Source organism: Bacteroidales bacterium, from assembly GCA_014860575.1.
Classification (GTDB): Bacteria; Bacteroidota; Bacteroidia; order Bacteroidales; family JAAYJT01; genus JAAYJT01.
This window is the reverse complement of record JACZJK010000060.1, coordinates 1-9,240: the sequence shown is the minus strand read 5'-3', so window position 1 is coordinate 9,240 and position 9,240 is coordinate 1. Positions and strand designations below refer to the sequence as shown.

At 43.4% G+C, this 9,240-nt stretch carries 8 protein-coding genes; 3 read left to right on the top strand and 5 right to left on the bottom strand.

Translation table 11 applies throughout. The features are described 5' to 3' along the window. Both gdhA and IH597_16215 read left to right on the top strand, forming a co-directional pair. Window positions 1-1,113 (top strand): NADP-specific glutamate dehydrogenase (gene gdhA / locus IH597_16220; protein ID MBE0664003.1); only part of this gene is annotated, 1,113 nt, incomplete at its 5' end. Between the two features lie 196 nt (window positions 1,114-1,309). After that, the gene (locus tag IH597_16215) at window positions 1,310-2,233 is read left to right on the top strand and encodes a hypothetical protein (GenBank protein MBE0664002.1); all 924 of its coding nucleotides are present in this window, start codon (window positions 1,310-1,312) and stop codon (window positions 2,231-2,233) included. 23 nt (window positions 2,234-2,256) lie between these two features. Here the strand turns inward: IH597_16215 and IH597_16210 are convergent, their stop codons facing one another. From IH597_16210 to gldF, 3 genes are read right to left on the bottom strand one after another with little or no spacing between them, the layout of a single operon-like run. After that, window positions 2,257-3,318, bottom strand: coding sequence for a hypothetical protein (locus tag IH597_16210; GenBank protein ID MBE0664001.1), 1,062 nt, complete (start codon window positions 3,316-3,318; stop codon window positions 2,257-2,259). 57 nt (window positions 3,319-3,375) lie between these two features. Next, window positions 3,376-5,118: a gliding motility-associated ABC transporter substrate-binding protein GldG gene (gene gldG, locus IH597_16205; protein ID MBE0664000.1), complete on the bottom strand. Its 1,743-nt coding sequence runs from the start codon at window positions 5,116-5,118 to the stop codon at window positions 3,376-3,378. A 28-nt stretch (window positions 5,119-5,146) separates the two neighbouring features. Beyond that, a complete protein-coding gene (gldF, locus tag IH597_16200; GenBank protein ID MBE0663999.1) occupies window positions 5,147-5,878 on the bottom strand; it encodes a gliding motility-associated ABC transporter permease subunit GldF in 732 nt (243 codons plus the stop codon). A gap of 218 nt (window positions 5,879-6,096) precedes the next feature. Between gldF and pruA the strand changes: the two genes are divergently transcribed. Beyond that, complete coding sequence (pruA, locus tag IH597_16195; GenBank protein MBE0663998.1) at window positions 6,097-7,737, top strand: L-glutamate gamma-semialdehyde dehydrogenase; 1,641 nt, start codon at window positions 6,097-6,099, stop codon at window positions 7,735-7,737. A gap of 354 nt (window positions 7,738-8,091) precedes the next feature. Here pruA and IH597_16190 read toward each other — a convergent pair whose 3' ends face one another. Further along, window positions 8,092-9,096 carry an IS3 family transposase gene (locus IH597_16190; GenBank protein ID MBE0663997.1) on the bottom strand — a complete coding sequence of 335 codons (1,005 nt, stop codon included), beginning with the start codon at window positions 9,094-9,096 and terminating at the stop codon, window positions 8,092-8,094. Next, window positions 9,030-9,206, bottom strand: a complete 177-nt coding sequence (locus IH597_16185) for a hypothetical protein (GenBank protein ID MBE0663996.1) — start codon at window positions 9,204-9,206, stop codon at window positions 9,030-9,032. Before IH597_16185 ends, IH597_16190 begins: the two co-directional genes overlap by 67 nt. Between the last annotated feature and the right edge of the window lie 34 nt (window positions 9,207-9,240).

The window sequence follows — 9,240 nt, the reverse complement described above, 5'->3', positions numbered from 1 at the left end:
GGCTACCGTATCGAGATGAACAGCGCTATTGGCCCATACAAGGGCGGTTTGCGTTTACACCCCACGGTGAATCTTGGTATCCTCAAATTTTTGGCATTTGAACAAGTCTTCAAAAACAGTCTAACCACCTTACCTATGGGCGGTGGAAAGGGTGGATCTGATTTCGATCCAAAAGGAAAATCCGACAATGAAGTGATGCGTTTCTGTCAGAGCTTTATGAGTGAACTTTTCCGTCACATTGGCGCGAATACCGATGTCCCTGCTGGTGATATCGGCGTTGGTGGCCGTGAGATTGGTTTTATGTTTGGCCAATACAAGCGCCTCCGCAATGAATTTACCGGCGTACTCACAGGCAAAGGCCGTGAATGGGGCGGCAGTTTGATCCGTCCGGAAGCAACCGGTTACGGAACCACCTATTTTGCTGAAGAGATGTTAAAAACCCGCGGCGATTCATTGAAAGGTAAAACCGTTGCTATTTCCGGTTCAGGAAACGTGGCACAATATGCTACCGAAAAAGTAACAGATTTTGGCGGTAAAGTAGTTACTTTATCAGACTCGGCAGGATTCATCTATGACCCCAAAGGAATTGATGCCGATAAATTACAGTGGGCAATGGATCTGAAAAACGTTCGCCGTGGAAGGATTAAGGAATATGCTGATAAGTTTGGTTGCGAATACCATGAAGGCATTCGCCCCTGGGTTGTAAAATGCGACGTTGCTATGCCTTGTGCAACCCAAAATGAATTGAACGAGGAAGAAGCAAATATCCTGGTCAAAAACGGATGCTTCGTGATAAGTGAAGGAGCCAATATGCCAAGCACACCCGAAGCAGTTGAAGTATTCCTGGAACATGGAATCCTTTATGGACCTGGAAAAGCAGCCAATGCAGGCGGTGTTGCTACTTCAGGACTTGAAATGACACAAAACTCAATGCGCCTTTCATGGAGCCGCGAAGAAGTAGATGCCAAGCTACATCAGATAATGAAGAATATACACGAAACCTGTGTACGCTTTGGTAAAGAAGATAGTGGCTTTATCAATTATGTGAACGGCGCCAATGTGGGTGGGTTTGTTAAAATCGCTGATGCAATGCTGGCTCAGGGACTTGTATAAATACACACATACTTATTATTAAAGAACCCCGCAAATGAACTTGCGAGGTTTTTTTATGGATTAAATATTTCACATATAGCTTATTGACACAGCCTGGCAGATATCGTACTTTTACAGCAACAATAAATCTTACCGAAGAAATTTCCTTTACTACCAGTGAATCAGACCCTGTTGTTCACCATAAAATCTGAATCAGATGAAAAACAAAGTTAAATTATTGTGGAAGTATCTCTTTTCAAAGGAGTATATGCCAAGGTACTCAAGGCTTAGCGGCGATCTTCAATCTTATGAAGCCCAGCTCAGCAAAAGAATAGATGAAGTTAAAGCAACTGGAGTTCCCTGGGCTGAAAAAGCAAAGGAACTGCTGGATCAGACACGCAAATTTCTGACAGAAAACAAAATAGATGAAGGCTGGAAAAGCCTGCACACTGCCATGCGGCTTGAAATTTATGGAATGAATGATGCTGAACGCATTGCGCTGGCCAATACCCTCAGAAACCACGCTTCAGGCCTTGGAGAATACAACAAAGCCGCAATACTAAACATTGTTGGCGAAAAAAAAGAAGATGCTCCAAAAGCTTTGGACGCAGCGGTTCTGGATCAGGCTGTGAGAATAAAAGACCAATATTACAACGATCAGTATTACCAAAACAGGCTTCTTCGAAACTTTTTTAAACTTTTATTCATACTTTTGTTTCTATGTGTTGCTGGCATCATCACCTATTTCGTTGCTTTAGCTGGCAGTTATAAGAACCATAATGTTGATTCACTTGATTTAAACTGGCTGATTGTCGGGGTATTTCTCTTTAGTTTGCTTGGGGCGGTCACCAGTGCGATTCTACTTACCCGCAACATTCCTTCGTCTTCGCGGAGGGTTGAAATCGGAAGCAACAAGATGGTTGTATTTAGCAAGATTTCTATTGGCATCGCATTTTCAATTTTCATCTTTGCCTTATTACGCACATCTTTTATAGGGTCGCTCAAATTGTTCGCATTTGAAATTGACAAACCATTCGACTATTTCACCATCGCGTTTGTTACTGGTTTTACTGAAAGGCTTGCAAACAAAGCCATCAATAAAATAGTTGGCGAAGAAGAACCGACTGAGAAAAAAGGCTGAGATTGATAAACCAGGACGTGATCCTAATTTTCTGTATCATTTAAAAAGAAACGAAAAGGCCTCACAATCCGGTTAAAAGTAAAGTACTGCACAAGCACAAAATCCTCATCGTTATTGATAAGTGCAAACATCCGGTCAGGATCGTAGTCAAACTGCTGCCCATACAAGTCTACAGCCATATCCGTTGCCTGGCGCCGGAAGGTTTTAACCTGGGTTTTCTTTCCATAAACATCGCTGAGGGTAATGATATGCAGAGGTTCGGACGAGGTAATTGAATCAACAATTCTCATATCCATATCATCAACCAATGCCTCATAGCGTATGTCCTCAAAAGCAGTGATGAACCCCAGCATTTTAAGTGTGTCATAACCATGTATTGGCGATTCTTGTCCATAAGGAACAATATCCATGAATCCGTCAGGGTTATTCACAACCTTGTAGGATTGTTCAGGAATTGAAGGAAAAAAAACTTCAACGGAGGCGATCTGTAAATACTTTTGAGTGAAAATACTATGATCGCGCCAATCGTTAAGCCGTGTGGTGTAACGCGAGGCTATAAACCCCCTGAATCCAGGCCAGTAAACAACAAACGGCATGCTTGAATTCTCGAGTAACATATGCGTACCAATGTTATCCGGTGTTATATCGCCCACATAATAAACGCGTGTTTGCTTTACGCGCGGAAAAAGTCGGATACGGTAAAACAGATCAATCAGGTAGCTTCGCTGGTAAATTTCAACCTTTGTTGACCTGGCTGCAAGATTACCCACTACTGTGTTGTACGCTGCACGGGGCACTGGAGCTGCAACCCTGAGGTTCTTCATGGTGGCAAGCAGGATGTCAATCATGTCCTTGCGAACCAAATATTCACCATTGGCAAGCCACCTTCCGTTTGCCTGGCGTTCGAGCAGGATATCGTTGTCGCTTTTATCGGAGAGGAAAATCTTCACCACATTTGATGTATCGCTGATGGCAAACTCCTGAAGTTCCTGCTTGAATGTGCCCCCGGTTCGCGAAACAACAAAAATGATTGCAATGACTGAAAGGATGATTAAAATGAATATGCTTGTGCGGTGTTTTTTCATCAGTGAAAAATAGAATTCAAGTTTTAAAAAGTTTGTAAGGCTTAATAGTTAGATTGCTCATGCCTTCGAAGTATATTTTCTTTTTCTTTGCACCGACCAGGCAATGCCAAATATAAGAATGATTAATATAGGAGTCAGCGCATTGAATGCCTGCCAGAAAACCTTATTGTTCTGAACCTTGAGCCCATCAAGCATTCGCAATTTGATTTCCCTTGAGCGCACAGCGATGATTCCCGAATCGTCGCAGAGATAATTTACGGCATTCAACAGGAACTCCCTGTTGCCAAACTGCTGGCGTGTGTCCTGATCATAGCCCAAAGGCAAGGGTTGGCGCTGCGTCCTGTGAATCTGGTTCCTGATCATATCACCATCAGCAACCACCAGCATTTTTGCCGGCAGGCCAGATTCACGAAAGCCTATGCTTTTATCATCTGATATTTCAGGGGGGATGCGGTTCCGGTAAAGCGATTCAAAATTTCCTTCGAGCAACACGACCACAGGCTGGTATGATTGGTTGTAAAGCGATTCATCAGGTTCCATCCTCAACATATCGAGACTAATAAGCACGGGCGTGTTCGCAACCCTGGAGTATTGCGACGTAGTAAGCAGGATAGTTTTTTCAATGTCAGGCGATTCAATCAGATCAATTGTACTTACGAAGTGCCCCATGATGGCATCAACATTGTTCACAATCGGGTGGTCAATTAATGGGGTCATTAAAGGGAAGAAATCCCAGGCCAGGAAGCTTTGCTGCGGCTGCCCCCCTACCCCTCCGGTTACCACCATAATTGGCAGCGCCTGCAAATCCATGACCAGGTTATTGTTAAGCCTGACCCCATAACGGAACAATTGGTCGCTGATATTGATATCATTGCTTACTCCAACAGTTTGGTTCGCATGCTGCAGGCTGTCCATTGTTGCAAAAACAGGGTCAATGAACCAAAGCACTTTGCCGCCATGCATGATAAACTGGTCAATCACAAATTTGTCTTTCTCATCAAAAGGCTGCATGGGCTTCGCAATAATGATGGCCTCAAATTTATTGCTAATGCGGTAGTTCAGGGAATCAATTTCGGTTCTCGTTGTAAGGCTATTGATCTGCCCGTCAATTTTAACGCGTTCAATCGTATAATATTCACGCAAAGTCTCAGCGGCCCCGGCCAGGTGAATGGGTTCAAGTTCTCCATGCCCTTCAATGAACGCGATTTTCGGTTGTGATGTGGAAGAAAGCCTGCGGATCACACTTGAAATGCTATATTCCAGATTTTGTATGCTTTTATTCAATGCCTCTTCGGGTTGCGAACCGGGCTGAGAAGTAAGGATATGCAAGGGCAACCGGCGCTGTTTGTAAGTTACAATGGCGCCGGGGAAAATGAGCTGCTGCTTACGGCCTTCGCTGGTGTTCACAAACAGTTCCGTTGGGGTCAGGCCATCACGAACCAATTCTTCGTATAGTGCATTGCGTTCTTCCTGATTGCTTAGTGCTGATGGATTGATGAATTCATATTGAATATTGTCGCTGTAAGCCCGGAACTCATCCAGCATTTCGCGTGTGCTGTTGCGAAGTCGCTTGAATCCGGCAGGGAATTCCCCATCGAGGTAAATCTTAAAATAAACGATATCATCCAGTTCGCGCAGCATGCGTTTGGTGGCATCAGAAAGGGTGTAGCGTTTCTCGCTGGTCAGGTCGAAACGGGTAAAAACGTAGGAGCCGATCACGTTAATCACAGCAATGATGGCCAGGCTCAGCAAAAGCTGAATGATATTATTGCGGCGTATATTCTTTTTCTTTTCGCTCATTTCCGGTAGTTTTTCCCTTGTGTTTCGTTTACCATTTGCGGCTTTCAAGAGATATTTTCGTGAGTAAAATAAACAGCCCTATCAAACTCAGAAAGTAAAGCACATCGCGCGTGTCAATCACGCCGCGGCTCAGCGAGGTGTAATGCGCATTGATTCCCAGGGATTGTATGAAAAGATCAAAATTTCCGAACAGATCGAGTGAGTAAATAAATTCGAAACCAATGTAAGCAAACCCGCACAGAAAGACCGATATGATAAAAGAGACAATCTGGTTATCGGTGATGGAAGAGCTAAACAGGCCAATGGCAACAAATGCCGCTCCCAACAAAAGCAAACCGATGTACGAACCCCAGGTTCCGCCCATGTCTACGTTCCCTTGTGGTGATCCTAAATACCAAACCGAGAAAAAATAAATGAGCGTTGGCAAGAGGGCAATCACAACCAGCAAAACGCCGGCAAGATATTTCGAGAGAATGATCTGTAGATCGGTGAGGGGTTTGGTCATTAGCATTTCAATTGTTCCCGAACGTTTTTCTTCGGCAAACATACGCATGGTGATGGCCGGGATCAAAAAAAGAAATACTACCGGAGAAAGCATGAACAGATTTTCAAGGCTGGCATAGCCAAAATCGAGGATATTGAATTGCAGCGGAAACACCCAGAGGAACAAACCGTTGATCAGCAGGAAAACAGAAATAACGATATAGCCTGTAATTGAGCTGAAAAATCCGCTGATTTCCTTTTTTAGTAATGTTAGCATAGCTGTTGATCCTCCTTCAGGGGCTGCAAAATTACATATTTTTATGAGACCCGAGAGGATTGATATCCGGACAGGTTTTCAAAGCCAGTCAGGTCAGGTGGTATCAAAATAAAAATCATCCGTACATTCGTGCATTCAAAACAAACACACTGGAATGTTTGTTATCTGACCACAGATAAGAGCTTAAAAATCAAATATTTTGTTATAATATTTTCATCATGAACAACGCAATTTTTCAATTCGATTATCCTGAAAATGAACAAGTAAAATCTTATTCCCCGGGAACACGCGAACGCAAATCACTATCAGAAGAACTTGACCGCCTTACTGCCGAAGTTACTGATATTCCGCTGATCATCGGCGGAAAAGAAATCAGGACCGGTGATACCGATACAGTTGTGATGCCTCATAATCATCAGCATAAGCTGGCTGTATATCATAAGGCCGGCGAAAAAGAAGTTAAGATGGCTATTGATGCAGCACTGAAAGCCCATAGGGATTGGGCAGAAATTTCCTGGGTTGAAAGGCTCTCAATCAGCCTGAAAGCCGCTGAACTGATATCAAAAAAATACCGAGCCCTCATCAACGCAGCTACCATGCTGGGTCAAAGTAAAAACGTAATGCAGGCTGAAATTGATGCCGCATGCGAAACCATTGACTTCCTGCGCTTCAACGCACATTATATTTCCGACATATACAACGACCAACCCCATTCCGAATCCGGTATTGTGAACCGGATTGAATACCGCCCCATCGAAGGGTTTATTTTTGCGGTCACACCATTCAACTTTACAGCCATTGCCTCCAACCTGAACATGTCGCCGGCTGTAATGGGCAACACCTTGTTGTGGAAACCCGCAACCACCTCCATCCTCTCTAATTATTTCCTGATGAAGGTCTTCCAGGAAGCCGGATTGCCGGATGGTGTTATCAATTTTATTCCGGGCCAGGGCTCACTGGTTGGAAAAGCCGTATTAAACGATTATAATTTTGCCGGATTACATTTTACCGGTTCAAACAGCACTTTCAATCATTTGTGGCAGGCCAGCGCGGCCAATCTGTCGAAATACCGATCATACCCCAAGATCGTTGGTGAAACCGGAGGAAAAGATTTTATTCTTGTACACAATTCAGCCGGTGCCGAAGAAGTTGCAACAGCATTGGTCAGGGGCGCATTCGAATATCAGGGGCAGAAGTGCTCTGCTGCTTCCCGTGCCTATATCCCTGAATCGCTGTGGCCCAGCGTGAAGGAAATCATGCTTGATATGCTTTCGCAGATAACAGTCGGCGATGTAAGACAATTTTCAAACTTTATGAACGCTGTTATTGATGAAGGATCATTCGACAACATCATGGGATATATCCACAAAGCCAACTCCTCGCCCGATGCCACTATTCTTTACGGAGGCAAAGGCGATAAAACAACAGGCTATTTTGTTGAACCCACCGTAATCCAGGTGACCGATCCACATTTTGTAACAATGGAAGAAGAAATCTTCGGGCCTGTGCTTACACTATTTGTATACAAAGACAATGAATTTGATAAAACGCTGGAACTGGTTGACAGCACTTCGCCGTTTGGTTTAACCGGATCTATCTTTGCACAGGATCGCGATGTGCTTGTGAAAGCCTGCCGTGCGTTGCGGTATGCTGCCGGAAATTTGTATTACAACGATAAACCCACTGGTGCTGTGGTCGGACAACAACCTTTCGGTGGCGCCCGTCAATCAGGAACCAATGATAAGGCCGGAAGCCACCTGAACCTTTTACGCTGGACGAGCCCCCGTACCATCAAGGAAACCTTGATCCCACCGACCGATTTCAGGTATCCGTTTATGAAGGAAGACAAGTGCCACTAGAGGTTGTTTTGATGAATTGATGCTGTGATGCTGTGATACAGTGTTACAGTGATGCTGTATCCCGAAAGATATTTGGATTGCATCATTGCATCATTAAATTTCTGAACTACTGCTCTTGTGAATCACGACATATCTGTTTCAAATTAAAGCTGTACTTGGCTTCAATCACGTATTCTTTAGGGTGACTCGTCCTGAAATTTGTTTACACTTTATGATTAATAAATTCCCTTTTTCAAAGCCTTTTTTATTTCAACAATGGGTAATGTTGAGCCGGATTTCTGTTGGGCAAAAACGGTATGGGGCTCGATGCCCCATCCGTTTTTACATTTTCAACGATGGTTCAACGTGTCGACATCATTCTGCTGGGCAACTCAAAGTTACTTCTTTTTGCTGATTATCCATTGATGTTCTCTCTTTGTAATAATTCTTCCATTTCCTTTCTATTTCACCTGTCTGATTATGTGCAAGTTCCGGAGCTAGCATATTTATGCTGGCATGCGGTCTTTCGGTGTTGTAAATAGCAATTATTGCCCGTATCTGCTTTTCGGTATCTTGTTTTGATATAAGGTTGATATGATTAAGCCATTCGTCTTTCAGTATACCGTTAACGCGTTCTGCAATAGCGTTTTCCAACGGATCACCATTTTCTGTCATGCTGATTTGAAAATTATGCTGTTTTAATATTTTCACATAATCCTGGCAGCAGTATTGAATCCCCCTGTCTGAATGATGATAAACATCCCTGATATGTTTGGGCAATTGCTTTAAGGCCATGCGCAGTGCAACTATACTGTGTTTAGCTTCAAGTGTATCACCCAGCGACCATCCAATAATTTTTCTCGAATAAGCATCGGTGATCAGGCTCAGAAAGGCAAAGCCTTCCAGGGTTGGAATGAAAGTTATATCAGATACCCATAGTTGATGGGCACGATCTGGTATGAAATCCTTAATAAGGTTGGGGTATTTATGTAGCCAATGTTTACTGTTTGTTGTCCTGATCCGGAAACGTCGCTTGCGTATAAGCAAACCATTATCCCTGAGAAAATCAAAGAACGCATCTCTACCCAAATGAAGTTCTCCGGACATATAATCCTGTAGCTTGAGCAGTAGCTTACGCCCTCCAAGACGTGGCATCTTTTTACGTACTCTCTTTATCATTTGTAACAGGATTTCATCCATTAAAGCTTCTTTATAACTGTACTTTGTTCGCTGGTAGTAGGCTTGTCTACTTTTACCAAACAGTCCACATAAAGCACTTAAATCAAGCTTATTATGCTTTATGCGCAGCTGTGCTACTGTTTGGTGCCATGCTTTTTTCTGATCGCTAGCTTGAATTCTTTTTCTGCTACATCTATTAATGTATTGAGCGCTTCGTTGCGTAGCTTCTCATGTTCAAGTTCTTGTTCCAAAGCATGTAATTTGCTTTCAAGAATCTTTTCCCTGACAGTTTTTGCAGATTCGTTTGACATGTGGCGTTGAAGTTTTAGTTGTTTCTGACTTGGT